This is a genomic window from Aeoliella sp., from assembly GCF_965227375.1.
GTDB lineage: Bacteria > Planctomycetota > Planctomycetia > Pirellulales > Lacipirellulaceae > Aeoliella.
On the sequence record NZ_CBDDFX010000001.1, the window covers coordinates 2,342,537 to 2,367,991 of the forward strand.

At 61.6% G+C, this 25,455-nt stretch carries 22 protein-coding genes; 10 read left to right on the forward strand and 12 right to left on the reverse strand.

Annotated elements, in window-relative coordinates:
• Positions 1 to 108: 108 nt before the first annotated feature.
• The 3 genes from ACQK2L_RS09610 to ACQK2L_RS09620 all read left to right on the forward strand — a co-directional run bounded on the left by ACQK2L_RS09610 (position 109) and on the right by ACQK2L_RS09620 (position 2,580).
• On the forward strand, positions 109 to 687 hold the full coding sequence (locus ACQK2L_RS09610) for an HdeD family acid-resistance protein (protein ID WP_425396736.1): 579 nt from the start codon (positions 109 to 111) through the stop codon (positions 685 to 687).
• Between the two features lie 512 nt (positions 688 to 1,199).
• On the forward strand, positions 1,200 to 1,967 hold the full coding sequence (locus tag ACQK2L_RS09615; protein WP_425396737.1) for a hypothetical protein: 768 nt from the start codon (positions 1,200 to 1,202) through the stop codon (positions 1,965 to 1,967).
• 229 nt (positions 1,968 to 2,196) lie between these two features.
• Positions 2,197 to 2,580 (forward strand): VOC family protein, encoded by a 384-nt coding sequence (locus tag ACQK2L_RS09620; protein WP_425396738.1) that lies wholly within the window; start codon positions 2,197 to 2,199, stop codon positions 2,578 to 2,580.
• Between the two features lie 70 nt (positions 2,581 to 2,650).
• On the opposite strand, the gene ACQK2L_RS09625 is transcribed toward ACQK2L_RS09620, so the two are convergent.
• The 6 genes from ACQK2L_RS09625 to ACQK2L_RS09650 form a co-directional block, all read right to left on the reverse strand.
• A complete protein-coding gene (locus ACQK2L_RS09625) occupies positions 2,651 to 4,567 on the reverse strand; it encodes a DUF4129 domain-containing protein (RefSeq protein WP_425396739.1) in 1,917 nt (638 codons plus the stop codon).
• On the reverse strand, positions 4,567 to 5,874 hold the full coding sequence (locus tag ACQK2L_RS09630; protein WP_425396740.1) for a DUF58 domain-containing protein: 1,308 nt from the start codon (positions 5,872 to 5,874) through the stop codon (positions 4,567 to 4,569). The genes ACQK2L_RS09625 and ACQK2L_RS09630 overlap by 1 nt, the downstream gene beginning before the upstream one ends.
• Positions 5,875 to 5,880: 6 nt before the next feature.
• Entirely contained in the window at positions 5,881 to 6,882 is a 1,002-nt protein-coding gene (locus ACQK2L_RS09635) for an AAA family ATPase (RefSeq protein ID WP_425396741.1), read from the reverse strand.
• Positions 6,883 to 7,227: 345 nt separating this feature from the next.
• Positions 7,228 to 8,874, reverse strand: a complete 1,647-nt coding sequence (locus tag ACQK2L_RS09640; RefSeq protein WP_425396742.1) for a hypothetical protein — start codon at positions 8,872 to 8,874, stop codon at positions 7,228 to 7,230.
• Entirely contained in the window at positions 8,871 to 9,593 is a 723-nt protein-coding gene (locus tag ACQK2L_RS09645; protein WP_425396743.1) for a hypothetical protein, read from the reverse strand. The genes ACQK2L_RS09640 and ACQK2L_RS09645 overlap by 4 nt, the downstream gene beginning before the upstream one ends.
• Positions 9,594 to 9,627: 34 nt before the next feature.
• A complete protein-coding gene (locus ACQK2L_RS09650) occupies positions 9,628 to 10,239 on the reverse strand; it encodes a hypothetical protein (RefSeq protein ID WP_425396744.1) in 612 nt (203 codons plus the stop codon).
• Between the two features lie 346 nt (positions 10,240 to 10,585).
• On the opposite strand from ACQK2L_RS09650, the gene ACQK2L_RS09655 reads away from it, so the two are divergent.
• Positions 10,586 to 11,740 carry a hypothetical protein gene (locus ACQK2L_RS09655; protein ID WP_425396745.1) on the forward strand — a complete coding sequence of 385 codons (1,155 nt, stop codon included), beginning with the start codon at positions 10,586 to 10,588 and terminating at the stop codon, positions 11,738 to 11,740.
• A gap of 252 nt (positions 11,741 to 11,992) precedes the next feature.
• Positions 11,993 to 12,487 carry a YybH family protein gene (locus tag ACQK2L_RS09660; RefSeq protein ID WP_425396746.1) on the forward strand — a complete coding sequence of 165 codons (495 nt, stop codon included), beginning with the start codon at positions 11,993 to 11,995 and terminating at the stop codon, positions 12,485 to 12,487.
• 42 nt (positions 12,488 to 12,529) lie between these two features.
• On the opposite strand, the gene ACQK2L_RS09665 is transcribed toward ACQK2L_RS09660, so the two are convergent.
• From ACQK2L_RS09665 to ACQK2L_RS09685, 5 genes are all read right to left on the reverse strand, one after another.
• Entirely contained in the window at positions 12,530 to 13,189 is a 660-nt protein-coding gene (locus ACQK2L_RS09665; protein WP_425396747.1) for a hypothetical protein, read from the reverse strand.
• A 230-nt stretch (positions 13,190 to 13,419) separates the two neighbouring features.
• Positions 13,420 to 14,976 (reverse strand): arylsulfatase, encoded by a 1,557-nt coding sequence (locus ACQK2L_RS09670; protein ID WP_425396748.1) that lies wholly within the window; start codon positions 14,974 to 14,976, stop codon positions 13,420 to 13,422.
• 728 nt (positions 14,977 to 15,704) lie between these two features.
• The gene (locus ACQK2L_RS09675) at positions 15,705 to 16,628 is read right to left on the reverse strand and encodes a DNA integrity scanning protein DisA nucleotide-binding domain protein (RefSeq protein ID WP_425396749.1); all 924 of its coding nucleotides are present in this window, start codon (positions 16,626 to 16,628) and stop codon (positions 15,705 to 15,707) included.
• A gap of 109 nt (positions 16,629 to 16,737) precedes the next feature.
• Positions 16,738 to 18,417, reverse strand: a complete 1,680-nt coding sequence (locus ACQK2L_RS09680) for a hypothetical protein (RefSeq protein ID WP_425396750.1) — start codon at positions 18,415 to 18,417, stop codon at positions 16,738 to 16,740.
• Between the two features lie 378 nt (positions 18,418 to 18,795).
• Complete coding sequence (locus ACQK2L_RS09685; RefSeq protein WP_425396751.1) at positions 18,796 to 19,476, reverse strand: HEAT repeat domain-containing protein; 681 nt, start codon at positions 19,474 to 19,476, stop codon at positions 18,796 to 18,798.
• A gap of 164 nt (positions 19,477 to 19,640) precedes the next feature.
• Between ACQK2L_RS09685 and ACQK2L_RS09690 the strand changes: the two genes are divergently transcribed.
• The gene (locus tag ACQK2L_RS09690) at positions 19,641 to 19,835 is read left to right on the forward strand and encodes a hypothetical protein (protein ID WP_425396752.1); all 195 of its coding nucleotides are present in this window, start codon (positions 19,641 to 19,643) and stop codon (positions 19,833 to 19,835) included.
• Between the two features lie 27 nt (positions 19,836 to 19,862).
• On the opposite strand, the gene ACQK2L_RS09695 is transcribed toward ACQK2L_RS09690, so the two are convergent.
• Positions 19,863 to 20,300, reverse strand: a complete 438-nt coding sequence (locus ACQK2L_RS09695) for a hypothetical protein (RefSeq protein WP_425396753.1) — start codon at positions 20,298 to 20,300, stop codon at positions 19,863 to 19,865.
• Positions 20,301 to 20,456: 156 nt separating this feature from the next.
• Here ACQK2L_RS09695 and ACQK2L_RS09700 point away from each other — a divergent pair, with 156 nt between their 5' ends.
• The 4 genes from ACQK2L_RS09700 to ACQK2L_RS09715 are packed head-to-tail and all read left to right on the forward strand — an operon-like array spanning position 20,457 to position 25,407.
• On the forward strand, positions 20,457 to 22,106 hold the full coding sequence (locus tag ACQK2L_RS09700) for an ABC transporter permease (protein WP_425396754.1): 1,650 nt from the start codon (positions 20,457 to 20,459) through the stop codon (positions 22,104 to 22,106).
• 26 nt (positions 22,107 to 22,132) lie between these two features.
• Complete coding sequence (locus ACQK2L_RS09705; protein WP_425396755.1) at positions 22,133 to 22,384, forward strand: hypothetical protein; 252 nt, start codon at positions 22,133 to 22,135, stop codon at positions 22,382 to 22,384.
• The gene (locus ACQK2L_RS09710) at positions 22,381 to 22,722 is read left to right on the forward strand and encodes a hypothetical protein (RefSeq protein ID WP_425396756.1); all 342 of its coding nucleotides are present in this window, start codon (positions 22,381 to 22,383) and stop codon (positions 22,720 to 22,722) included. Before ACQK2L_RS09705 ends, ACQK2L_RS09710 begins: the two co-directional genes overlap by 4 nt.
• A gap of 45 nt (positions 22,723 to 22,767) precedes the next feature.
• Positions 22,768 to 25,407: a hypothetical protein gene (locus ACQK2L_RS09715; protein ID WP_425396757.1), complete on the forward strand. Its 2,640-nt coding sequence runs from the start codon at positions 22,768 to 22,770 to the stop codon at positions 25,405 to 25,407.
• The last annotated feature ends 48 nt before the right edge of the window (positions 25,408 to 25,455 follow it).

The following is a 25,455-nucleotide window of genomic DNA, read 5'->3' on the forward strand; positions in this document are numbered from 1 at the left end:
CAATTCGCACTTCGTCGAGCTAGAATTTGACTCACCCTCTGGGATATCCCAGAATTGGGCTGGGGAATACTAATTCCCTTTCGCAGAACTTCTTGAAAGGGGACCGTTATGTCGTTCGACAACTCGCTGATCGAAACTCAGGAACTGAGGAAAGCGTGGGGATGGCTGGTCGCCCTGGGAATTGGGTTGATGGTGGCCGGGTTGGCCGCCATTAGTTCGCCCTTGATGAGTACGTCCGCGATGGTGGCGTTGCTGGGCATTCTGTTGCTCGTGGCCGGCATCGCTCAACTCGTAAGCACCTTCCACTGCGCCGGCTGGCAAGGGGTGCTGCTGCATCTATTGGTATCGATTCTTTACCTGGTGACCGGCTTCCTGGTGCTGGAAAACCCCATTGAAGCAAAGAAGGGTCTCACGCTGTTGTTGGCCGTGTTCTTCCTGGCCACCGGCCTGATCCGCATCGTCGTGGCGCTCAAGGAACGCTTCCCCGGTTGGGGTTGGGTGTTGTTGAGTGGTGCCGTGACCACGGTGCTGGGTCTCATCATCTGGCGTCAGTTCCCCGACTCCGCCCTGTGGTTGATTGGCCTGCTGGTGGGCATCGACCTGGTGTTCGGTGGCTGGATGTGGTTGATGCTGGGCTTCATGTTCCGCCAAATCCCCGAGCAGGAAGCGTCATCCAGCGCGAAGTAGAGCTTGGTGCTGGCTTGGCTGCGGTTCGCGGATCGCGTGGCGATCCGGCTTGGGGGCGTTGTAGGCAACCGGTACCGTCATTGCTGGCTGCGCGCGGTTGTCAACTTGAGTCATTCTTACTGTCCATCGCTAGCATCGTAGCGAAGCGGTGCGCGTTGTGACGGTTAATCGGCTCATGACGCGCGGCAATCACCGGTTTGTCGCAGGTTGTAAGTTGAACCGCGGCCGGGTCGTGATATTGTTACAGCGGATGGGCAACCAACCGTACGCCACGGTGCTCTTGAAATTCTCCCCACTGATGGGCCTGGCGCACACTCCTAATCTTCCCTGCGTACATAGACCGGCAACCCTGATTTCTCCCCTCGTCGGTTGTTTCGTCGGTTCGGTTTGATGACATCCGGGTGTTCGCGATGCGCGCACCGCCTGCATACGAACGTCGGTCACGTCCCTCAGCGCTCCGGGGCTGAAGGCTCGAATTCTCCCCAAAAAAAAGCTGATGAAGAGGTAAAACCATGAAACCTACTTTGTGGATCGTTGTGCCGCTGGTGGCGGTTGGTTGTTTGCTCGCCACGGCGAGCCACGCCCAGCCGTACACGGTGTATGCCCCGCCGGTCTCGACCTACGCCGCACCTGGCGCGTGCCAGACGTGCCCTCCGCCGGTGCCGCCACCGGTGGTGGTTCAGCCGGCGCCGCGTCGTTGTTGCTTGTTCCGGTTATGCGACTGGATTTGCGGTCGCCCCGCACCGCAACCGACGATCGCCGCGATGCCCATCGTGCCCGCTCCGCAGGTGACCTGCATGCCGACTTGTGCACCAGTGTGCGCCCCGGCCTGCGGCTGCTCGCCGTGCGAGTGTGGCGGTGGTTGTCCTACCGGCGGTTGCTCAACAATGCCAGCGCCCTCGCTATCGAGCCGCCCGATTGCTCCGTCCACCTATGCAGCGACCGCGCCGACCACGTACCAACAGTACCCGGTGCAACAGGCCAGCTACGCCCGGCCGACGACGACTTACTCGCAGCCAGCCACAACCTATTCGCAGCCTGCTGCGGGCTACGCGGCGCCGACTTCGACCGCGCGACCAGTGAACTACGCCCAACCGGCGCGTACGTACACCGCACCTACCGCCACGGTGCGGCCGATCAACTACACGCAGCCCACGACCACGTACGCTGCCCCAACTACGCCCGTGCGTCAGGTGAACTACACCGCGCCGGCCGTCCGGCAGAGTTACAGCAAGCGGGCGCCTAGCCCGGCGGCCGTGCAGTGGGGTGCGGGACGCTAGTTGCGCAGGACGCAGCTTTAAACTGACATCAAAGAATAACGCAGCGACGGACTTCGGTTCGTCGCTGCGTTTTTTCTTTTGGTGGAGACAAACACCCCGATTTCTCGCGTCGAGCGGGCGAAATGGCGAGTGTTGACAGAAAGTGTACGTCAGTATATCATCCGCGTCTGGCGGGCGCGTGGGGCGTCACACGTTTCTTCATGACAGTTCTTTACGGGGAGTTTCTATCATGCAACCAAACCCAGTCAATTGGTTCGAGATCTATGTGCAGGACATACCGCGCGCCAAGGCGTTCTACGAGAAGGTGCTGGAGGTAGAACTGCAGCCGCTCGATTCGCCGTCGCCGGAGATCGAGATGTTCACTTTTCCCATGGAAATGGGAGCACCCGGTGCAGCCGGCGCGATTGCCAAGGTTGAAGGCGTTCCGTCGGGCGGCAACAGCGTGATGGTCTACTTCAGTTGCGAGGACTGTGCGGTCGAAGCGTCGCGCGTCGAAGCGGCTGGCGGCAAAATCTGCAAGGAGAAGTTCTCCATCGGCCAGTACGGCTTCATTGCGATTGCTTCGGACACCGAAGGCAACGTGTTCGGGCTGCACTCGCGGCCGGCGGAGTAGAGCCTTAGAGCTGATCCCAGAAACGGGGAAAGCCCTCCCTCGCCTTGAGTGGGGGAGGGCTTGTTGCAGGTTACCGCGCAAGCACCGCGCCCGATGCGGTGTCCATGTGATCCCACATCTGACGCAGTACGGCCACGTCTTTGTTGGAGACTTTTGCACCGCCATAGGCGACGCGGCCGTACAGATGGCACAGCTCGCGCATCGGTTGGTCCATGTCGGTCATGTCGCTGGCGATCGCTTCGACGAATTCCAAGGGAGTCTGGTCGGCGGTCCGCGATCGTCCGCGGTCGGCCGCCCAGGCTTCGAAGGCTTCGAAGGTGTACCGCACCAATTCGGCCGCGGGCACCTTCTGATACGCGCCGGTGGCAAATGGGTTCTGGAAGTCGCGGAATCGCTTGCGCGGCTGCAGCGGTGCGGCGGCCGCTTCGTCGGTCTCTGGCGTTTCGGCAACTTCGCGCCCCAGCAGTCGAGCGAGCAGCGCCTTGAGGTCGCGCCACAACTCGCGGGCGGCGGTAATCAGCTCGTGGCGGTACTTCCACAGCAGGTAGCCGAATACCAAAGCCAGTGCGATGTAGAACAGCCACTTGATCAGTCCGGCGATGCCGCCCACTAGATTCTGCATGGCTTGAATAACGTTGGTCTTCGAGCCGCTCGAGTGTTCGGGCGTTTGCATGTTCTGCTGCTCGGCGGACTCGCCGGTTTGCGAGTCGGATCGCTGGTTGCCGCCCTCCCGCTCGCGGTCGGTGTTTTGCGATTCATTGCCGCGCTCGCTCGGTTGGCCTTCCGAACCACGTTCACCCGGCGAGTTTTCGCTTCCGTCGGCCGATTGTTCTCCGTTTTCTCCCTGCGACTGGTCGTCGGATGAGGTGCCTTGATCGCTGCTGTCGGAAGAAGACTCGCCGGAGTCGGAGCTTTGGCCTTGGTCGCCTTGCTCGCCTTGCTCGCCGGAGTCGCTCGTCTTGGTGCCATCTTTGGACGGCTCGCCGGCGGGTCGGTTCTCCGCGTCTTCTCGCGTTTCGCTGCCGGTCGGCGCGTTCTCGTCGTTCTTGGTCACCGCCTGGGACGACTGTTCTTCGCCTTGGGCACCGTCGTTGCCCCATCCAAAACGCGACGGCGACAACCCGTCGGGCGAGCTGGCCTGCCACGGTGGTTGGGCCACGGCGAACTCGGCGGCAGGGCGGGGGAGCAGCATGGCGATGAAAAGCACGATCAGCGTGAGCACTCCACCCACACCCACCCAGGTGGCGGCCATCGGGTTGGGCATGTCGACCCCGCGCTGACGCAAGTAGCGGCGGAAGCCCAGAAAGCTGGTGGTCACCAGCAGCAGCAGCCCCGACGCCACGTACACGAACAACAGCATGAACGCCCAGCGGCGGCCGGCCGCGTCGCTGGATGGAATGAACCCCTGGCCGATACCGAAGATGGGTAGCGCGGCGAGCGAAAAGTACAGCACCCATAGCCCGGGCGCGTGCGGGCCCGACTCCATGGAGAACATCCGCTGCCAGAAGCTGGGCAGTTTCTCATCGGACAGAAGTTGATTGGTCTGTTGCGGTGTTTCCGATTCGTCGACGCCCACCAGCTGCATCAGTCCCTCGCCCGAAGCGTCTTGATCGTCGTCGATCACCGTGCAGTCCCACGTCAGGCGGTGCGCGCACCACCACACGACCGCAATGAGTATGATGTTGATCAGGGGGCTGAAAATGCTGGGATGCTCGACGAACCGTTGCAGCACCACAAACGTCGCCAGGGCGAGCGGGATGCTGTACATGGCGGCCCGCTCCGAGCCCATCTCGATCGAGATCCGCGCGACTAGCACCGTGGCGAACACGAACAACCCGAACACGTAAATCAGCCGCGCCTGGTACTCGCCGACGTACAGCACTTCGACCAGGAAGAACACCAGGCTGCCGACCAGCAGCATAATTAGCGCGGGACTGACCGCGATGGCCAGGTAGTCGGCGCTCGTCATGAACAGTCGCTTCGCCATTAGTGGACCATGCAGTTGTTACAGAGGTCGGGAATCGCCGCGCGGTCTTTCAGTTGTCGCACCTCGATGCCTTCGGCCACCAGCGGGCCGGCGAGCTCCGCGAAGCGGTGCTCTTCGTACACATTCACGATCGCGGTGACCGCGAAACCGCGGTTCTGCAAGTTACTCAGCGCGATGGCGTGTTGCGGGGTGACCATTGAGAGCAGCGCTACCACCGTGGCGCTTTGCGGCATCCGTGGGGCCGACTCCTGCACCAATTGCGGAAACGTCAGCCCGTCGGTCTTTTCGACGCGCGCGAGCGTTTCCAGGATACGAAACAACTGTGCGTCGCCACGTTCGGTCGGCACCACCACGGGGCGGAGCCGTTCGCTGCGGTCGCGCATGCCGGCCGCTTGAGCCTGTTGCCGGGAGTGAAGTTGTTGGTGCGTCCAACCTTCGGTGCGAATGCGATCGGCCGCGTCGCGGCCGTTGGTAAACAGCCCGACCTGCTGCCCCATCTCGCACACCGCGCCAGCGATCGACGCGGCCGCGGTCACGGCCAGTTCCGATCGCACCGGTTCGTCGGCCCGGTCGTAACCGTCCTTGTGGAAGTCGAGCAGCATCGTCACACCGGCCACGGTCGACGGCTCGTACACCTTGCTATGCAGCGTGCCGGTGCTGGCGGTGGCCTTCCAGTGAATGCGATTGAACGGGTCGCCCGCCTGATACTCCCGCACGCCGCGAATGCGAGTGGGGTCCTCGAACAGTTGGTACGACATCAGCACTTCGCCGATCGGTCGTCGCGACGCGATGTCGAACCCCGTGAGCGGCACCACTTCGGGCAGCACGGTCAGAAAGCTGGGCTCGCTCAGCACGCGGTACCGGCGGTACAGCCCGAACACGTCGCCGGTCTCGGCAATCAGCGGGCCGATCTGGTAGTAGCCCCGCCGGTTGCACTTCATCTGGTACATGATCGTTTTCTTGCCCTCGCTGCGAAACGAAACGAGCTGCAATCGCTGCCCGGCCACATCGAGCGGCGGTGGCGAGTGGATCAATGCGCGGCGGGGCAGCAGGTCTTCGAGCAGCATCCAAGGCACCGGCAACCGGCCGCGATTGTCGATGTGCACCACCACCGCGACCTTCGCGCCTTCGGTCACTTGGGTCGCGTTCATCTCGCGCCGCGCTTCGAGGTCGCCCGACCAGCGGTTGGCGAAGAAGCGGCTCAATGCGATGGTCGCCAACAGCGCGTACATGCTGTACGCCAGTAGCCCCAGCCGAAACACCACGGCGAACAGCAGCAGGATCAGCGCTCCGACGATCCAACGCATGGGCCATTATCCCCCCGTGCCGCCGGCCGCGACCCGCGCGCGGGGCGGTTGGATCATCGGCACTTCGGTTTCGTCGAGCACGTCGGTCAGGATTTCGTCGATCTTCACGTTTTGCAGCCGGCTCTCGGGCTTCAAGATCAGCCGGTGCGTCAGCACCGACGGCAAGATGTGCTTCACGTCGTCGGGCTCCACGTAGTTGCGGCCGCGTACCGCCGCGATCGCCTGCGAAGTGCGATACAAGGCAATCGACGCCCGCGGGCTGCCGCCGAGCGCCAGGTCGTGATGCTCGCGCGTGGCGTGGACGATGTCGGTAATGTACTTGCGAATCTTCTCGTCGACATGCACGGTGCGAATCGCCCGCTGGCAGGCGACGAGTTGTTCGGCGGTGGCCACCGGCTTGAGCGACGAGAGGGGATGCTGACGCTTGAGCATGTCGAGCATCTGCGACTCTTCCTCCCGCGTCGGGTAGCCGAGCGAGAGCTTAATGAGAAAGCGGTCGAGCTGCGCCTCGGGCAGCGGGAAGGTGCCTTCGTGGTCGACCGGGTTTTGCGTGGCGATCAACAGGAAAGGCGGAGTCAGCGTGTGCGTGGTTCCGTCGATGGTGACCGACGACTCGGCCATGGCTTCCAAGAGTGCTGCTTGCGTGCGCGGCGTGGCGCGGTTGATCTCGTCGGCCAGCACCAGTTGGGCGAAGATCGGCCCGGGGCGAAACTGGAACTCGCTGACCTTTTGATTGAAGATCGATCCGCCGGTCACATCGGTCGGCAGCAGGTCGGGCGTGCACTGCAGGCGCTTGAACGAGCAACCCATGCTGGCCGCGAACGCCCGCGCGAGCACCGTCTTTGCTACGCCCGGCACGTCTTCCAGCAGCACGTGGCCTTCGCAATACCAGGCGACCAGCACCTTGATGATCTGCTGCCGTTTGCCGACGACCACCTGCTCAACGTTGGCGATAATCCGCCGGCTGATTGCCCCGATATCGACTGTCGCACCCGTCTTTTCACTCACGTTGCTCTGCTCCCGCGACTAGTTAGCCCTCCCATAGCATAACTGTTCGGCGGTGCGGGAGGAAACAATTCCCGTTGGAGCAGGACGTTTGCGGAGGCCTGTTTCGTGTCATTCTGATGGACGCGGTAGCGGCCAGAAGAATCTCATCTGCCTCATTCGTTGACGTGGCTTGGGTGGAAACGTGACCTGGACCGCTATCAGACCGAGGTTTGCCTCGAAGAGGCACGAAGATCCACAAAAAAGAAGTCACATCCAACCTGCCCGGGCGCTTCCCTCATTCGCGACATTCGCGTGATTCGCGGGCAATGTTTGCGGGGGCCGTCGGACGCGGCTTTGTAGGTGCAATTAGCTCTTGGAAGCGTCGGCCTCTTTCGGCGATTTCTTGGCGGCCTTTTTAGTAGCCTTCTTAGTCGTTTTCTTGGTCGTCTTTTTGGCCGCCTTCTTCGTGGCTTTCTTGGGTGCCGCGGCTTTCTTTTTGGTCGGCTTGGCCTCGGGCGCGGGCGGGGCGGCGACCGTGGCGCTTTCGCCGCTCGACGCGGCCAGGTCCCAACCCTTTTTGATGTTCGCTTCCTTCATGCCGTCGAACAACTGCAGGATCTGCTCTTCGCAGCTCGAGACGCGAACCTCGCGCGCCAGTGGCGCTTTGCGGTTGGGACTGAAGTCGGTGTAGTGCAGCACGTAGGCCGGGTACTCGTCGCTCTCGGTCTCTTTGTTCGTCTTCCAGGCGACCAGTTTTCGAACCATCGTCTCGCCCTTCGCCTCTTTGGTGTAGACCTCGCGGCGGAGCACTTCGCACGGTGGCAGGCTCATCTGTCGAGCGCTGCGGTCGGCGAATGGCACTTCCACGATGCGGGTTACCTGGTCGAGGCCCGTGTCTTCGGGGCGCGGCTGCTTGTCTTCGCGGCGGCGGATGAACTGCGGTGAGATCACGGTCGCCAGCGGCAATGGCCGGACCACGCGATACTCGCCGTCGAAGTCGAGCACCATCTTGTTGATTGGGCCGCCGCGGGTGTTCTCGGCGATCAGGTCCAAGCAGCTGATCTCGATTACCCATTCGGGCCGCACCATCTGGTAGGCCACGCTGTCGGAGTTCACCTCGGCGAACTCACTCTCCACGGCCATGTCCTTCAGGTCGCACAGCATCTCGCGGCGTTGTTCAGTGTTGAAACCGCCGCCCACGCGGCAGAGCACCTGTGCGGTGCCATCCTCGCGCATCACGCCGAGCAGCAAGTCGTGCAGCAGCCCTTCGCGTTCGCCTTCGGACTCGGCGAAGCCGATCACCACCACGTCGAGCGTGTGTTTCGGCTTGATCTTGTACATGCCGGCCGAATCGCTGCGGACAACGATGCCTTCGGCGCCTTCCTTATCGACCCACTGCTCGAACAGCTTTTCGACGTCGTCGACACCGCTGACGAACTTGGCCTCCACGGGATGCACTAGTGTGCCGCCGCCGAATATGCGTTCGATCTCTTGCCACGTGTGGACGAACGACTCCAGCGGTTCGTCGTCGAGCGACATGATGTCGAACGCCGCGAAGCGGAGCCGCTCGAGATCCTCGGGCGTTTCGGGTTGGCGGGCGATGCTGGTCACGTCGTGCACGCGGCTGCGGCGGTCGTCGCACTGCACGTACAACTCGCCTGCGATTTGGGCTTGCTTCACTCCGGCCTTGCTTAGCAGCTCGGCGGCTTCGGCTTCCCAGGGCAATCCCATTCGCACCGCGCCGCCGGGGTTCACGGTGAATATCTCGCCGTCCTGGTAGACCAGCACGGTGAACTCACCGTCGATCTTGCGGCTCACGTGGTATTCGGCCGAGGGCGTCTTCTCGCGGATGTCGTCGCGCGCCAGCGAGCGCATCAGCGAACCGGTGCGGCGGCGATATTCCTGCACGCGCGGCAGCAGGGCGGGGTCGGCCAGGCTCGATGCGCCGGCCACCGCGTAGTTGCCCAGCTTGATCTCGGCGTGGGTGCGGTCGATCACGGTGTCGGTTCTCATGATGAGGTCTCCTCGTCAGCCGCCTTGGGCGCTTTGAGTTCGAGGTTCGAGAAGTGCAGGATCAAGGCGTACTTGTCGCCGTCGATGCGGCCTTCGAGGAATCCCCGGTACGGCGAGCCGCCCCGGCGGAGGATGAGCGGTTCGGCGGACTTCGGCCCCGCGCCCAACAACAGCAGGCTGTTCTTCTCGTCCAGCTCCTTGGCCATGCCGTACAGGAAGTCGTAGGTCAGCCCGTTCACATGGCGGAGCTGCACCTTGCCGGAGAAAACGAACTTTCGGCAGGCGTCTTCCTTTTTGATGTACTTGCCCGACCACCGCAGCGGTGTCTCGTTTGCCAGGTTGGTGTCGAGCAGCTTGCGGGGCCTTCGGTCGCGCTCCGAACCGTCGGGGTTGCGAACGATCTCCCAGAACTTCACCTTGTGTACGATCTTGCGGTCGCCGTCCACGTACACGCGGCTGGTATCGGACAAGATGCGCCCCGTCTGATCGAGATCGATCTCGGGATCGCCCGCCACCAGGGCCTCGGCCACCTTCGAGAGGTCGCCGTGCTGTTCTTTGAGCGCGTCGATGTCGCGGTCGATCGGCGCCTTGATGATGCGAATGCTCTGCGCCTGGCGGCTTTCGCTGTCGAGCCAACGTACGCGTTTGGCCGACCCAACGTTGGTGGTGACGACCACGGCGTCGCGGTCGGCACTGTTGCTGATGTTGATTTCACTCATGAAGATCGCGATTAGCGCGAGCCGAGGGCTCGTTCTAGATCATGTCGAAATCCATAAGGTCCGTCTCGTTGTCTCCGTCCGTGTCGTCGATCACGCTGATCGACGGCTGAATACCGATGAACTCAATCTTGGTGGGCTGACCCACGGCGAGGAACACGTTGCCGTCGTCGCCCTTGAGCATGAACGCCGCGTCCGCTTCCAGACCGCCGCGAAAACTGTAAGGGAATGCGAAGATGGTGCCGCGGTCGAGTTCCTCCATCAGGTCGTCGATCGCATCTTCCGTCTCAAGCCGATAGATGGTGCGAATGTTGTGGCTGAGGTACTCTTCGGCCGTAACCGTCTCGAACAGCTTGATCGCCTGGCTGTAGCTGGAGGCCACCGGAGTGATCTCCGCGCCGTCGAGGTCGATTGGCTTCAAGTCGCCCTTGTCGCACCACTCGCCGCCGCCGGATAGGTATCCCATGCCGGTGCCGCCACGGCCGACGACCGTTTGTCCATCGGAAGCGAGCGTCGCCAGGTCGCACGCGCCCCCTTTGTCGTCGAGCACTTCCACTTCCTTGTAGCCGTAAAGCTTGGCGCGATCGACCTTCGCCAAGTTGAACGAAAGATCACGGTCGCCGAGTTGGAAGACGAGTGGTTTGGCCATAGTGTTATTAGGGGATGGCGGTGAAACGCAACGCAGGGCGGAAAACTCACTATACCCTGGCTGCATTCAGCCGGGTACGTTCGCAGTCGCAAATTCATACAAATCTAGCTTTTTTCACTGGCCAAACGCGAAAAAAGCCGGAATGCGTGATTGGTGCACTTTTTGACGGGAATAGGGGTGGAGTTGAGTAGGGGAGGACGAGAGTAGGGGGACGGTATAGATGTCGGCTGCGGATCTCCTGGAAAACTTCTCAATCCGGTGGCGGCTCCGCCGGCCCTTTCTTGATACACCCTTCAGCCGCGGGGACCTCGGGTTCAATCGCCCTTTCTTGCAAGGAGCAATCGCGATGGATACTTGCTTCACCAAGTTTCGTGAGTCAGTACTTCAGTCCGTTCTCTGGTTCTTGTGCATCGTTGCACTCTGCCCAACTGCCAAGGCGGGCACGGTGGCGGTGCAGTACGGGCCGCCCAGCGGTATCGTGGTGGCCCCCGTGTCGGCCAACTACAGTGGGCCTCCGCTCAGTTTGTTCGGGCCTAACTACGAAGGCATCGCCGACGTGACGACCGGAGAGTTTCGTTCGTTCGCCAAACTCGACTCGTCGAACAACGACCTGCCTGGCTTCCCGTCGGCCTATTCGCAGATCGTGCAACCGTATTACATCTTCAACGATGGCAGTTCGCCGCTGGTCATCCCGCAGGGCGCGTTCAAGATGGATGTGAAGGTCACCTACACGCACTACGCCGGGTTCGATGGTGCAAGCGCCACCTATTCCGACGCGAACTTCAGCGTGACGCACCACGGCCAGACGGATCTAGCCGGTTATCGCAGTGCGGTACAGTACGAAGTCAATCCCGCCGGGACGGCGACCTTGCTCACCAACTACACCAACCCCGCACAGGCCGGCGGAGGAATCCCGCTGATCCACGGATTCAACGAGCAAGGTCTGCGCGCCACCTTGGCCATGCCGGAGATCACCCTCAACCCCGGCGAGTCGCTGACGTTCAGCACGCTGCTGACCGCGGTGGCGGTGACCAATGGAGACGGGATAGAGGCCATTGCGGACGCGTACTACGGAGGGAACGGCGCGCAACTTTCGCTCCTGCTCCCGGCCACCGTTTCGCCCAGCGACGTACTAACGCCGGTTCCCTTCAATTGGATCAGCTACGCACTACCTGGGGACTTCAATCACGATGGCAAGGTAAACCTGGCCGACTACACGGTGTGGCGCAACAACCTCGGCGCTCCGGCCGGCACCCTGCCGAACGACACTGCTGGCGGCACGATCGGCGCCGCGCAGTACGATCTGTGGAGGATGAACCTCGGTCAGTCCGTTGGCCCGGTAGCCGCCGTGGGAAACTCCACGGTGCCGGAGCCGGCGACACTCGTGACGGTGTTGATCGCAATGTGTTCAGTCGCAAGTCGTAGGGTGGGTGATTCTGCCGGAACAGTGCTTCGCCATTTTGTGGGATCATCCACCGGCAGGTTCACCCACCGTTTGTAAGGCGATGGTGGGTGAACTCATCGGCGGGAATAGTCGTTGGCCGACACACATAGACCTTGCCGATGGAACCACCCACCCTACGTCGTACGTCCCCGCTCTTTCGGTTGCCTGTGCACTTCGCGACCCCGCCGCCGGGTGGTGCAGCAATGCGTTTTGTTGACGAGCGACACAGGGTCACTTACCCTGCAAGCGCAGATCGCGATGTGCGTGCTCTGCAGCGGTTGGGGACTGCATCCAAACAAGGGGAACATCATGGTAGTGCGTATTCTGTTGGCCTTCGCGTTGGTCGCTTGCTGCGTGGCGGCAACCATTGCAGACGAGACCTCCGCCGAGTCGAAAGACGATTCGAAGATCGAGAGCGTTCGCGAGGCGAACACCAAGTTCTACGCGGCGCTAAACAGCATGTTCACCGGCGAGCTTCAGCCGATGTCGGAAGTTTGGTCGCACTCTGCCGATGTGACGTACCTTGGCCCCGATGGCTCGTTCCGACAAGGCTGGAAAGAGACTCTGGCCGACTGGCAAAAACAGGCGGAGATGAAACTCGGTGGCAAGGTCGAGCCCCAAAACGTTCGCATCACCGTCGGCAGCGAGTTGGCCGTGGTGCACAACTACGAGGTCGGCCGCAACACGGTCGACGGCAAAGAAACCAAAGTGAAGATTCGCGCCACGAACGTCTACCGCAAAGAAGACGGCCAGTGGAAGATGATCGGCCACCACACGGACTTGTTGAAGTTCTTGGAGGAGTAGGGCACGTACTATGGCCGCCCCGGCCGTAGCTCGAAGGTTCCATCAATCCCGAGATTCTGGTCCCGTGCCAGGCTGCCGCACCAGGGTGATGACCTTGGTGACAGGCCACGGTCGGGTGTATCCACCGTGGTTTACCTTGGGCGACTCGAGCTTCGCAGGGCGCTGCTTGCCAAACGCGATCGTCAGCTTATCGTCCTCGATCTGGTAGATGCCCGGCCAATCTTCCTCGCTGCTGTCTTCCCATCGAGTCTGTAGATCAATCCAAGAATAGGGCTGCTTCTTCGTGACCGTCGCGCGGCTAACGTCCATGTCGACTGTGTAAGTGGGTTCTGCCGGTTCCGGAGGTTTGGCTCCACGTTCATCTGCCGGCGCGGGAAACAGAGCGCCAGGTTCGTTGTCTTCGACTTCATCGGACTCTTCTGGCTGGCCGAAGGGTTTCGCATCGGGTTGTTCCGGCATGAACGTTCTACCCATGGGGGAAGCCGATACAACCACTCCATCGAGGATCGCGTACTTGCAATCGGAGACGTCATGCTCCACTGGCTCGCCATCGAGAACGACGCTGGTGACCACCCAGATACCGTTGAGACGTTTGTCCCAGGTTCGATCGGCTTGGTCCTCGGCGAACACCGGCAAGGAACCCAGGAGACAGGCCATGAGCGAACCGCATATCAGCAGCGACCTTTGGCGCGAACTTGGCATGGCAAATCCCGAATTGAAGTGGCAGTCGTAAGAGTCTTGTACGCTGGGTGCTGAGAACACGTGGGAACCCCTACTGCCGAGTCTGACGCCGGTATGTTTGGGGAGACTAGCTGGCGACGGGTGCGGTCACGCACTCTCTTTACTCGTTCCCCCTAACAACACTGCACGGGCGCTACTGAAACTCAGCAGCGCCCGTGTGGGAGTTTAGTAGAGTGTCGCTAGTCGAGCGATTACTTGGGCTTGATAGTCTCCAACTCCTTTAGCCGCTTCAAGGCGTCCTGCTTCTGCAAGAGGCCATAGTTGATGCCAGCGGCGTTCAGCGACGAACCGGTTTGGTACGGGTAGTCGCCGAAGTCGGAGAAGAACTCCTTGATCTGCTGTTGGATCGGCACCAGCAGCCACATCTGGCGAGCGTACCAGTCGATGTAGCCGCCACCTTCGTGTGCGGCCCGCTCGTAGGGATCCATCCGCAGGTTGGTGATGCCAGCCCAGGGAGTCACCTTGCGAGAGCCAAAGGCGATATTGCCGTCCTGCACGGCGAAGCTGACTTTCCAGTCCTGCCAGCGAACCGCGTTGAGGTTGCCGCCCTGGTCGAAGTAGAGAATTCGCTCGCGTGGTCCTTTCTCCTCGTCGCCCTTGAAGTAGGGAAGGAAGTTGTAACCGTCGAGGTGTACCTTGAATTGTTTCTCGTCGAAGGTGGCGCCTTTGGCGAGTTGCTCTTTGACGTCGGGCGCGCCGGCGGCGGCGCACAGTGTCGGGAACCAGTCGAGTTGCGAGATAATCTCGTTCGATACCGAGCCGGGTTTAATCACGCCTGGCCAGCGGATCATCATAGGCACGCGGAAGCCGCCTTCCCAGGTGGTGCCTTTTTCGCTGGCGAAGGGAGTCACGGCGCCGTCGGGCCACATGGCGAACTCGGGGCCATTATCGGTGCTGTAGATAACGATGGTGTTGTCGGCGATCTTCAACTCGTCGAGCAGGTCGAGCAACTGACCGACGTGACCATCGTGCTCCACCATGCCGTCGGCATGGATGCCTTTGCCAGTCTTGCCGTACGATTCCTTCTTCAGATGCGTAAACACGTGCATGCGCGTGCTGTTGAACCACACGAAGAATGGCTTTTTGGCTTTTACTTGCCGTTGGATAAAGTCCTTGCCGGCGGCCAGAAACTCTTCGTCGACAGTCTCCATCCGCTTGGTGTTCAGTGGCCCTGTGTCATCGATCTTGCCGTCGGCAGTCGACTGGATCACACCACGCGGGCCAAACTTTTTGAGAAACTCCGGATCCTTGGGATAGAAGTAGCCCTCAGGTTCTTCTTCGGCGTTCAGGTGATACAAGTTGCCAAAGAATTCGTCGAAACCATGGTTGGTCGGCAAGTGCTGGTCGCGATCGCCGAGGTGGTTCTTGCCAAACTGCCCCGTGGCGTAGCCTCGGTCTTTCAGCACGTTGGCAATGGTGGGCATCCATTCGGTAATACCGTGCGGATCGCCCGGCATGCCGATCGTGAGCAGCCCCGTGCGGAACGGCTCCTGACCAATGATGAAACTCGCGCGACCCGCCGTGCAGCTTTGCTGGCCATACGAGTCAGTGAACAGCATTCCCTCGTCGGCGATACGATCGATATTGGGTGTCTGGTAACCGACCAGACCGCGCGAGTACGCGCTGATGTTCGGTATGCCAATGTCGTCGCCCCAGATGACGAGGATGTTTGGCTTGTCTTGCGCCGCGACCGTGCTCACCACAGAGAGCAGCGCGCACAGCGTGGCGGCTAACGAGAAGCGATACATGGTGAACTCTCCCATTCCAGAATGCGCTGATTAGCTGTGAGCCACACCCCCTGCTACGACCGTGGGGCAGAGATTCTTGTTCCGTAAAGATGGCTCACCTTCCAGCTCAGTCTACCTTATTTTGGGTGGGGGACAAGTATTTTTCCCATCGTGCGTTTGGCTGAGAATTGGTCTCGACCAACGGCCGCGACGGCCGTCGTACTGAATGTCGCGAGTGTCAACAAATCGCGGTTGAACTGGCGTATCGGTGTGATCTAATGAATCGGGGGAATTGTCTATCGACGTAAAATTGTCGCACCCATGAGCCAACGGCGCAAGCCGCAGGTGAGTCGTGCACTTGCTTGCCCTTCGCGGAAGTGCTCGTCGCCCGAGGGTGGTGTCGACGCTCGTTCGCGGAGCGAATCGCCACTATCGGATTTGGGCCCCGTCGGGGTTTTGCCCCACCCGAAAACATGCGGGGAACAACGTGGGGCGTTTTGTCGCACCCCCCGAATGGTTTGTTCGAGAAAACTAGGGGGCTTTTCAAACAGAGGTGGTCCAAAACGCTTGGGGTTTTGGGCCCATGGATCGTATGTTGGGACAAAACCCCCGGTTTTGGGCCCATGGATCGTGAGTTGGGACAAACCTGGGATGAAACAATGAGGTTGATAGAGAAGACGAATGTCCGCGGAGCGGTCGCGCAAAGTTCCCACGTAGAGCGTGGGAAGAGTGCTCGGTTGGGCAAGCTGCTACGAAGGGCTGTCGGTGTCGAACGCTTTCCACTTCATCGCGCGGCGGAACGGTTCGATGCGGAGTTTGATTTCGCCGTTTTGGAAGACGCGCACGGTGCCGTTCGACTCGCTGATCGTGATGGCGATCGCGCCGGTCGCGGCGGTGATTTCGCCGGCCGCCCAGTGGCGAGCGCCCATGCCTTTGGGCAGGCTGAGTTCGGGCACGTTCGGTGCGCTGAGGTGTTGCGCGGAGGCAACCACCGTGGCGTCGGCCGACACGACGAACGCGCCGTCCATTTGAGCGATTTCCTTTACGTTGTCGCGGACGCTCGAGTCGGTGAGCTGACGCTCGGCCTTGGTATAGCCCTTCACGGGATCAAATCCCATCGGATGGCAGTAGCTCATGACCTTACGATGATCGCCCACCACGAACAACGACCCGACCGGCTTGCCTTCGCGACCTTCGCGGCCGATCTCCACGGCCAGGTCGACGACCTGTTTGATGGTCTCGACCGGGATCTTGGTCTTCAGTTGGCGGAGGTCGCGGACCGTGAGTCGGCCGAGGTGCTCATCGAGCTTGATGAGGCTGAGCGAGTCGATCACACCCGCCTCGAAGCCGCTGTAGGCAGCCACGACCGAGGCGCCTTCGGCAAAGTACTCGTCGGCCACCGCTTCGAGCAGCGCCTGGGTGAGCCGCTCGTACACGGGTGCTTCGTCCGGCATGTTGAGCAGGATGGTGTCGTAGTCGGACTCTTCGAAGCCTTCGAGGGCCGCTTCGGTATCGCCAGCGACGACGACCAGATCGGTGGGGAGGGCTTTTTCGAGCTGCTTGAAGTCGGTGGGTCGCTCGAGCAGCAGCAGGATGGCGTCGGCTTTTTGAGCGTTCTTCAGTCCGAGTGCGATATCGCAAAACGCTTGGAATTGATCGCTAAACTTCGCCATTCACTTGCACCACAAACCGTAAGAGACCATAGGACAGGACGCCGCGCGACAAGGCGACGGTACTGTAGTTTAGCTCATCGAGTAAGCAGCGACAATTCGGCCTGGCGAGTTATCGGTTCCACCACCAGCTGTTACTCGACCGATTGTTGCTGGATCGACTGGCCGAGCTGTTGCTGCGGCGGGTGGTCTGCGATCGCTGGTTGGTCTGCTGGCTTTGTGTGGAGGACTTCGTATCGGCCTTGGCGGTCTTATCAACCTTGTCGTGAGGTTGGAACACGCGTTGGTCGTACAGCGACAGGGCGTGCAGGGCGTGGGCCTGGGGGCCGATTTCCCACTCGTTGTCCGAGTTGCTGTAGAGCAGGTTGGTCAGATAGTTGGTTGCTTTCACAATGCGATAGGAGGTGAGTTTCTCATCCTCGGCATGGTACAACGCCCACTCCAGCAGGTGGCCGCTGGTGCGGCAGCGACGGTTAATATCCGACTCGCGGCCCGGCCCACGGAACCACTCGGTGCTAAAGCTGCCGTCGTTGTTCTGCAGGCGGTAGAGGTACTGCTCGTACTTGTTGGTAAACTGTTTCGCCTGCAACCAGACACCTTCGACCGGCTCGCCGCGTTTTTCGCGCTTGCGAACCGCCAGGCTGAGCCCACCGAGTCGGTGAGTTCCGCCACAAGCGGCGCCGCGGATGGGCTGCTTGAGCTCTTCCTCGATCAGCCGCTCGATGCTCCACGTTTCGCCGCGGTCGTTCACCCACTGGCTGTCGGACGGCAAGTAGTGCATCAGCGCGATGAGCTTGAACGTCAGCTCGGTGTTCGGATAGCAGGTCTTCTTCTCGGCTTCGATCAAGTCGTGGATGGTGAACTCTTTGCCTTCCACGCGGATCGGATAGTCGGGATCGACGTTGCACTGGGCGAGCATGGCCAGGAACTGCCCCATGTGTCCTTGCAGTCCGACGCCGTACTGGGCGCGGATCTCGCCTTCGTCGTTGAGGATCATCAACTGCTTGTGCTTGCAGGGATTGTTGTAACACAACCAACCGATGGCGGTCATCGACTCGCCCCGCGGCCCGCCCGACTTGATGCGGCTATGCAGCCCATAAGCGAGCATCATGTGCATCGCCTCCCACGTATCGTGGTCGCGGCTGTTGAGCGGCTTGCGGTAGTAGTAGCTGAGCACCTTGCGCATCTTGTTGCGCAGGTAGATCTGGTTGCGAGTGAGCGGCTTCAGCGGTTCGGCGGGCTCGATCTCCGCTGGCTCGGGCTTGGTATCGTCGGCCGCCAGGGCGGATTCGTCGGCGGGCTCGGCCTGGTCGGCGTCGGACTTTTCCTGCTGGGCAACCTTCTCGGGCTCGGCCTTGGGTGCTTCGTCGGTTACTTCGGCGTCAGCAACAAGCGGTTCGGGCTTGTCGGTTGCCTTTTTGGTCGACGCTACCTTGCCAGTGGGACGCCACTCGGGCTTGAACTCATTGGGCGCGGTGGGCGGCGCGTCGTCCGACTTGGTTTCCGATTGGGCTTTGGGCTGGCTTGTCGCCAGTGGTGCATCGATGGGCTCGACCAGTCCCGGCATGGTCAGCATGGGACCTTTGCTCGCTGCTGGAACCGGCTGCGGTTTCGCCTGCGGACGACGCGACAAGCGCAGCTTGGTCTTGGGCGGCTCGGCGAGATCCAATCCATGCACCGCTGGCAGCGACTCGATCGGCAGAGCGGCGCGGCCCGACTTGTCGATCGTGGCGCGCAGCGTGGTCGGCGCATTGATATCGTCCGCGCGCGGTGCGGAAAGTTGCTGCGCCACGGCTACACAGGAACCAACGAAAGCCAGAGTCAGGGCGGCCACACCCAGCCGAACTCCCACTCCGCGCAGAGCCAGCCATGTTGGTTGGTTAAACGGCACCGTACCCCCCAGTCGCAAACATCAACAGTCAACCAGCCTGCTAGCATCGCACGAAGGCGATGGCCATTGGAGAACGTAGCAGACCCCTCACTGATGACTGTATCGGGCGATACCGGTCAAAACTCAAGCAATGTGGCGCAAGGAAAACACCTCAAGGGATTCCCGAAATCCCTGCATGAAAAGGAGCATAGCGCTATCGGGGGGCGTGCATGCTTAGGGCGCGCTGCACAGGCGAGCGGCATCCATGGCGGTAACTCGCAAAAACAGACGCCGCAAGCGCTAGAAGGGCGTGAGACCACGCAGGCGGCGGGCGATCGAGACTTCCTCTTCCGAACTGGCTGTAGGCGTTTCGCCGCGGGCGTACTGCAGCCAGGCGGAGACGTCGTTGCCGAGGTCTTTGCCGCTGATTTCCCTCATGCTTTCAACGCCAGCATACTGCAGCGCCGGGTCGCGATCTTCCATGGCAACTGCCAGCGCGGTGTAGGCGTCGGGCGAGTGAATCGATCCCAGGGCCTCGACCGCCGCGATGCGAACCTGCAAATCTTGCTCGCCGTTGATGGCTCGCGCCAGTACGGGCACGGCCGCGGGGTCGCCCCGCTTGCCCAGCGCCATGCAGCAGTGGCGTCGCACATCGGCATCGGCGTCGCTAAGCCCTGCTTCCAATACTTGCGATGCCAGCGGAGTGCGGAACTCGGCGATGGTGTCGACAATTGCTTCGCGAACCAGCGGATCGGGTTCCACCTGGATTTGTCGTGCCAGTTGGTTGACGATCTCGCGCTGCTCGGGCGTATCGACACCAGTGGATTGAGTGCGGAAGTCGCGCACGGCGTCCATCCGCATTTCGGCGGTCCGGTAGGTGGTTCGCTCTGGTCGCTGGAACATTCGCATCGGCCAGGGCGTGGTTTGACACCCTGTGAGCAAAGTCAGCGAGGCGAGAAGCAGCGAAAGACGTGAATTCATGCTAGATTAGAAGCATCGAAAAGGTTGACAATTCCATTCCCACGACCATCGCGCAGGAAGTCGGGGCGGCGAACCTTAGCAAAGCTCCGCCCGAGGGGCTACGCCACTTTTTGTCCCGCAGCGCGAATTGCTAGCACCCACACCAACCCCCGACCGAACAGACCATGTCGCACGATACGCGTCACGCCCAGTTGGTTGCCTGGCTCGAGAACCAGGGACACTCCATCGACGAGATCGACAAGATCCTGGCCAAGGTGGCCGAGTACGATGCGAAGACCGTCCACGAGTCGATCTTCGATTCCATCGAAGAGGGAGCCTTCGATATCCAGAAGATTATCGACGAAGCACTCGAAGAGTGAGCGCACTCGCGGCTCATGCACCTTGCGTTACTGGTCCATGAAGTGGCCGCATGAGGGGCACTTGGCGTACCACATGGGGACCGACTGGTTGCAAAAACTGCATCGCACGTTGTGCCGTATGACGCTCGAACCGAGCAAGCTGGCGCTCGTGCTGGGATCGGGGTCCTGCGGAACGTCGTCGAAAATGGAGGAACTACCAGTATCCACTGCATGCGATGCGCGATGCTCGTCGGTCACCGCTTTGCGATATGCTTTGGTCATCGCGTCGGAACTATCGGCGGCGGGCACCTGGACGACAACCTGCTCGGTGCAGTGAGGGCACAGCCCGCGCTTACCGGCGTACTTGTCTTTCACTTTAAAGACGTGCCCGTGCGGACACCTGACCTGAATGCCCATATCCTGCACTCCTTCCACCAGCGGCCTGCGGCGGTTCGTGCCAGCAAGCTGTTCCCCCGTCGCACGCACCTGCGGCAGCAGGGGTATTATAGAAAAGCTCCACCTATCCGTAGCATATCGTTTGCGGCGGTCCGAATCAATAAAAACCCGCGCGGGGGCGGTCCCCGGCTGCCCGATTGACCATGCCGAACTCCAGAACTCGCTCCGATTGCGGAATGCAACGCTTTGAATAGCAGAAACAGCACAATCTGGTGGACCCTGCCGCTGGCCGTGATTGCCCTGGCGTGCCTGCTGGCGATGGGTCCGCGAGTCCGCGGTATCGCCCTGGCGACGTTCTACCTGGCTGGCGCGGCAACCGCGCTGGCCATGGTGCCCGGTGTGCTGGCCGCGGTGGTGCTCACCAAGACCAATTGCCCGCTGCGGCGGTGGATGCTGGCGGCCTTCGCCGTGCTGTTGTTCGTGCCGCTGTTTGTGCACGCCGGCGGGTGGATGGGCGCTTTGGGTGTGGGTGGATGGTTAGTGCCAACCGATGAATCGGGACAGACACGCCCGTGGATCGACGGCTGGCCGGGCGCCATCTGGGTGCACGCGATGGCCGCCGTGCCGTGGGTGGTATGCATCGTGAGCGCGGCGCTGGTGCGGGTGCCAGCCGAGTTGGAAGAAACAGCGCTGCTGTCGATGCCCGCCTGGCGGGTGTTGCGGACGGTCACGCTCCGCGCCGCCTTGCCGGGCATCGCCATTGCCGCGGTATGGACAGCCGTGAGCGTGGCGGCCGAAATGACCGTGACCGACTTCTTTCAGATCCGCACCTTCGCCGAAGAGGTCTACACCACGGCCGCCTCGGGAGCTTTTCCGACCGATCAGGTCGACGGCAAGGACACCTTGCTCGACGAAGCCGCCACCGCCTGGAACCACTACGCCGGTTTGATCGGTGGCGTGGTGCTGCTGGCGGTGTTGATGCTGTGGGTACTCGCGCCGGTCGTGTCGAGTTTCGCAGCGCACGCCGATGCGTCCACAGAGCGATTGTGGCGATGGCGACTTCGTGGCGGGCGCTGGCTACTGGCGATCGTGCCGGCGAGTGTGCTGTTGTTGGTGGCCGCGCTGCCCATCGCCGCGCTGGTTTACAAAGCGGGGCTCGGCGCTGTGGAGACGAGCGATGGTTGGCAGCGCGTGTGGCAATTGGGCAAGCTCACCACCGAGCTCACCGGCGCGGCGGGACATCACTGGCGCGAGTTACTGCAGACCTTGGGCCTCGGCGCAGCCGTTGCCACCACGGCCACGATCGTCGGGGCGTTGTTCGGTTGGCGCCTGCGAATTTGCCGCGGTACTCCATGGGCGATGCTCGCGCTGTTCGCGCTGGCGATGAGCATTCCGGGACCGATCTTAGGATTGGTGGCCATCAAGCTGTTGAACCATCCACTCGATTCGCCGCTGGCGTGGCTCACTTGGGCGTACGATCGAACGCTGCTCGCGCCGTGGCTGGTGCAAACGATTCGCTTCACGCCGGTGGCCGCGCTCATTATGGCCGCAGGGTTCGCCAGCGTACCGCGATCGCTGATCGACGCAGCCCAAACCGACGGCGCGGGCTGGTTCGCAAGGTTCTGGCGAATCGGCCTGCTGCAGGTCCTGCCGCAGGTGCTGTCCACCTGGCTGGCCACATTTGCCCTGTCGGCAGGCGAACTGTCGGCCAGCGTGCTGGTGATGCCGCCAGGGCCGCCGACGCTCACGATCCGCCTGTTCGGGCTATTGCACTACGGCGTGGAGGATCGCGTTTCGGCCATGTCGCTAGTGCTGCTGGCGACGGTCTCGCTCGTGGCCGCCGCGGCGGTGTGGCTCGTCGGCTATGGGAGACGCGAGCACACCGGGCGGGTATAATCGTGCAACCCCTGAGGAATCTGAGAATGCGGTCGGAACATTCCAAGTCAATCATTTCTCGAGCGAAGAGACTCTACGCGGAGAAATTGCAGGCGCAACTCGAAGCCGAGCACAGGGGGCGGTATGTGGCGATCGATCCCGATTCGGAGCGGTACTTCCTGGGAGACACGTTCGACGAGGCCGTGAACGCCGCGCTCGACGAGTTGCCCGACCAGATCACCCACACGATCCACATTGGTCATCGAGCGGCTCTGCACCTAGGAGTTTGCCAGCAGTGAACGGGGGGGTCGACAGCAATCAACGGGCGCTGCTCACGGTCAAGCTTGCCGCTACGCGCGCCGGGGAACAGCACAATATCGACGCTTGGGTCGACACGGCCTTCAATGGTGGGCTTGTACTGCCACGACGCGATGTCGCCCGGTTGGGTCTCAAACCTTCCAGTACCACCGAAGCGTACTTGACCGACGGAAGTTTGGTAGAATTCGCAACCTACGTCGTGTACCTGGAATGGTTTGGTGAAACCTATCGAACTCAAGTGGTAGAAGGCGATGGTGAATGGCCGCTGCTGGCCACTGCTGGGCACGATGTTGCTGGCCGACCGTGTCTTGACGATTGACTATAAAGCAAGAACCCTTTCGCTTACCGAGTGAACAGAACGATCATGGCTTCGATCGAAAACTCTCAACAAACTTCTTGCGGCAAGGCGATGCGCTCCATCGTCTGGCTACTGCTGCTTAGCGTGATGCTCGGCACCACCGGTTGTGGCGGGTGTCGCAGTGAGACGCCGCAGGAGCGGCAGGCGCGGCTCGCCAAGGAAGCCGAGGAGAAAAAGAAGAAGGAAGAGGAAGCCAAGAAGAAAGCGGAAGAGGAAAAGAAGAAACAACCATTCATTGTCGATGCGCCCATCTCCAAGCCGAGCGACACCGACCTGACCGTCTCGCGCGTCAAGCCGGGCCATTGGATGACCGTCACCCAGTTGATGAAGTCCAACTACGAAGATTGGGGCGGCGTTACCACGCTGCAGGTGATCGACAACCGGCAACGACCGGTGCCCATCGACCAAACGCCGTTCACGCTCAGCAGCTCGCGCCCGGTGCAACTGGCCAAGGGACGCCCGCGGCAGGTGGAGAACGTGTTCCTCGCGCCCAATGTGTCGGGCATGGCCAGTGTGAAGTGTACGCTCCGCGGTCGGAACTACGGCGCGGTGGTCGGCGGCAATCCCAAGGGCACGCTGCTATCGACCATGGAATCGTACCAGTACTTTTTCGTGGTGCTGGCCAAGGAGCCGAGTCGTTACAACTACGTGAAGTCGCTCAACGGGGTGCTGGTGCCCCAGGATAGTATCGACTACTCCTTCGGTGGCGGCAAAGACCTGGCGCACTATCAGGTGCTGCTACCCGATATCTCGAAGCAGGTGCCACTGCCCGACAATCCGATGTGCTGGACCACGATCGCCTACATTTTGTGGGACGAGGTCGACCCCGATCAACTCGACCGCCAACGCCGCGAAGCGCTGGTCGATTGGCTGCACTGGGGCGGACAACTCATCATCAACGGGCCCAACTCGCTCAAGCTGCTCGAGGGGAGCTTCTTGGCGCCCTACCTGCCAGCTACCGACGCCGGCGCCGTGGATATCACGCAAGACGATGTCCGCACCATGGCCGAGTACTGGAGCAAGAAGAAACCCGTCGGGCGCAGTGCTAATCCCCCCAAGGAACTCAAGCTCACCCGCGACTGGTCGGGCATCAACCTGAATCTGGCCGAGGGAGTCGACGAGAACAGCGGACTGGCTGCGTCCACCGGCGGACTGTTGGTCGAGCGCCAAGTGGGCCGCGGGCGGATTGTTGTGTCGCGAATGCAACTCGCTGAACGCGACCTGCTGACCTGGTCGCCCCACTACGACGACCTATTTAATGCGGGCATCATGCGCCGATTGCCGCGCGAGTGGAGCAAAGGCGACAACTCCTTTGACGCTGGGGAGCTTCACGCCGAATGGGACGGCAAGCGGGGCGCCATCCGCGACGCCCAGTACGTCACCCATTTGCGACTGTTTTCCCGCGACGTACACGCCGATGCCAACGCCACGAACAATGTGCCGCGCGACACGTTCGACGACGATGGATTCGTCGAGGCAGACAATCGGACCACCGAAATCGAGCCAGCTGAGAAGGTGGGCGGCATTGGCGCCTGGAACGACTACAACGCCACCAGCAACGCCGCGCGGGAGGCACTTCGCCAGGCGGCCGGCGTGCAGGTGCCCGATGCGTCGTTCGTGGTGTGGTCGCTTGGCCTGTACCTGGTGGTCTTGGTGCCGGTGAACTGGCTGTTCTTCAAGGCCTTGGGCCGCGTGGAGTACGCCTGGATCGCGGCGCCGATCATCGCTCTGTTGGGCACCGCCGCCGTGGTGCATCAGGCGCAGCTCGACATCGGTTTCGTCCGCGCCCAAACCGAAATCGCCCTGCTCGAAGTTCAAGGCGATTACCCTCGAGCGCATCTATCCCGCTACACCGCGCTCTACACGTCGCTGTCGACCAGCTACGACACGCAGTTCGACGATCCCACCGCCGTGGCCGCGCCGTTCCCCAACAGCCCGCCAGGAGAGTTCCGGATGTTGTTGGGACAGTCGCGTACGAATGTGGAGCTCACGCAGGCCAAGAACGTGCATCTCGCGGGGCTGCAAGTCTCCAGTGCCACGACCGACATGGTGCACAGCGAACAGATGTACGCGCTCGACGGACCTTTGCTGTTCCAAAAGGAGCAGGGTGCTGCGCCCAAGGTGATCAATCGAACGCAATTCAAGCTCGGCAGCGTGGCCGTCGTCCGCCGCGAGGACGACGCCGAAGGCAGCCCGCAACTCTACGGCTGTTGGATTGGCGATCTGGAGCCTAATCGCGGCACGTCGGTCAGCTTCGCCCCGGTGGGCGAGGACCTGTTCGCCGGCGAGCGAGCCAAGGAAGCCAGCAAGGACGAGAAACGCTTGGACCTCGAACCGATATTCCGTTTGGCGCTCGACCCCTTGCACATGGATCCCGGCGAGGTCCGCCTCGTGGGGCGCCTCGACACAGTGCTTCCCGGCGTCGAGGTCAATCCAGCGGCCGCACAACTCCGCGGCGCTGCGATGGTGGTAGCCCACCTGTCCCGAGCCCCCCTCGGCAAACCCAAACCCGACAAGAACAGCCCCCGCGACGTCATCGACCGCGTCGACGACCTGGGCGGCGAAGACTTTAGCAACCCGTACTTAGATCCGGACAATGAAGGCCCCGACGCGGGTATAAACGATCTGTTCGGCCCACCAAACTAGTCAACGCTCGCTTCGCTCCCTGACCCCCGACCCCTGAATCCTTACCCC

Coding starts and splice junctions, on each gene's coding strand:
- ACQK2L_RS09610 (WP_425396736.1), top strand. CDS start 109: ATGTCGTTCGACAACTCGCTGATCGAAACTCAGGAACTGAGGAAAGCG.
- ACQK2L_RS09615 (WP_425396737.1), top strand. CDS start 1,200: ATGAAACCTACTTTGTGGATCGTTGTGCCGCTGGTGGCGGTTGGTTGT.
- ACQK2L_RS09620 (WP_425396738.1), top strand. CDS start 2,197: ATGCAACCAAACCCAGTCAATTGGTTCGAGATCTATGTGCAGGACATA.
- ACQK2L_RS09625 (WP_425396739.1), bottom strand. CDS start 4,567: ATGGCGAAGCGACTGTTCATGACGAGCGCCGACTACCTGGCCATCGCG.
- ACQK2L_RS09630 (WP_425396740.1), bottom strand. CDS start 5,874: ATGCGTTGGATCGTCGGAGCGCTGATCCTGCTGCTGTTCGCCGTGGTG.
- ACQK2L_RS09640 (WP_425396742.1), bottom strand. CDS start 8,874: ATGAGAACCGACACCGTGATCGACCGCACCCACGCCGAGATCAAGCTG.
- ACQK2L_RS09645 (WP_425396743.1), bottom strand. CDS start 9,593: ATGAGTGAAATCAACATCAGCAACAGTGCCGACCGCGACGCCGTGGTC.
- ACQK2L_RS09650 (WP_425396744.1), bottom strand. CDS start 10,239: ATGGCCAAACCACTCGTCTTCCAACTCGGCGACCGTGATCTTTCGTTC.
- ACQK2L_RS09655 (WP_425396745.1), top strand. CDS start 10,586: ATGGATACTTGCTTCACCAAGTTTCGTGAGTCAGTACTTCAGTCCGTT.
- ACQK2L_RS09660 (WP_425396746.1), top strand. CDS start 11,993: ATGGTAGTGCGTATTCTGTTGGCCTTCGCGTTGGTCGCTTGCTGCGTG.
- ACQK2L_RS09665 (WP_425396747.1), bottom strand. CDS start 13,189: ATGCCAAGTTCGCGCCAAAGGTCGCTGCTGATATGCGGTTCGCTCATG.
- ACQK2L_RS09670 (WP_425396748.1), bottom strand. CDS start 14,976: ATGTATCGCTTCTCGTTAGCCGCCACGCTGTGCGCGCTGCTCTCTGTG.
- ACQK2L_RS09675 (WP_425396749.1), bottom strand. CDS start 16,628: ATGGCGAAGTTTAGCGATCAATTCCAAGCGTTTTGCGATATCGCACTC.
- ACQK2L_RS09685 (WP_425396751.1), bottom strand. CDS start 19,476: ATGAATTCACGTCTTTCGCTGCTTCTCGCCTCGCTGACTTTGCTCACA.
- ACQK2L_RS09690 (WP_425396752.1), top strand. CDS start 19,641: ATGTCGCACGATACGCGTCACGCCCAGTTGGTTGCCTGGCTCGAGAAC.
- ACQK2L_RS09705 (WP_425396755.1), top strand. CDS start 22,133: ATGCGGTCGGAACATTCCAAGTCAATCATTTCTCGAGCGAAGAGACTC.
- ACQK2L_RS09715 (WP_425396757.1), top strand. CDS start 22,768: ATGGCTTCGATCGAAAACTCTCAACAAACTTCTTGCGGCAAGGCGATG.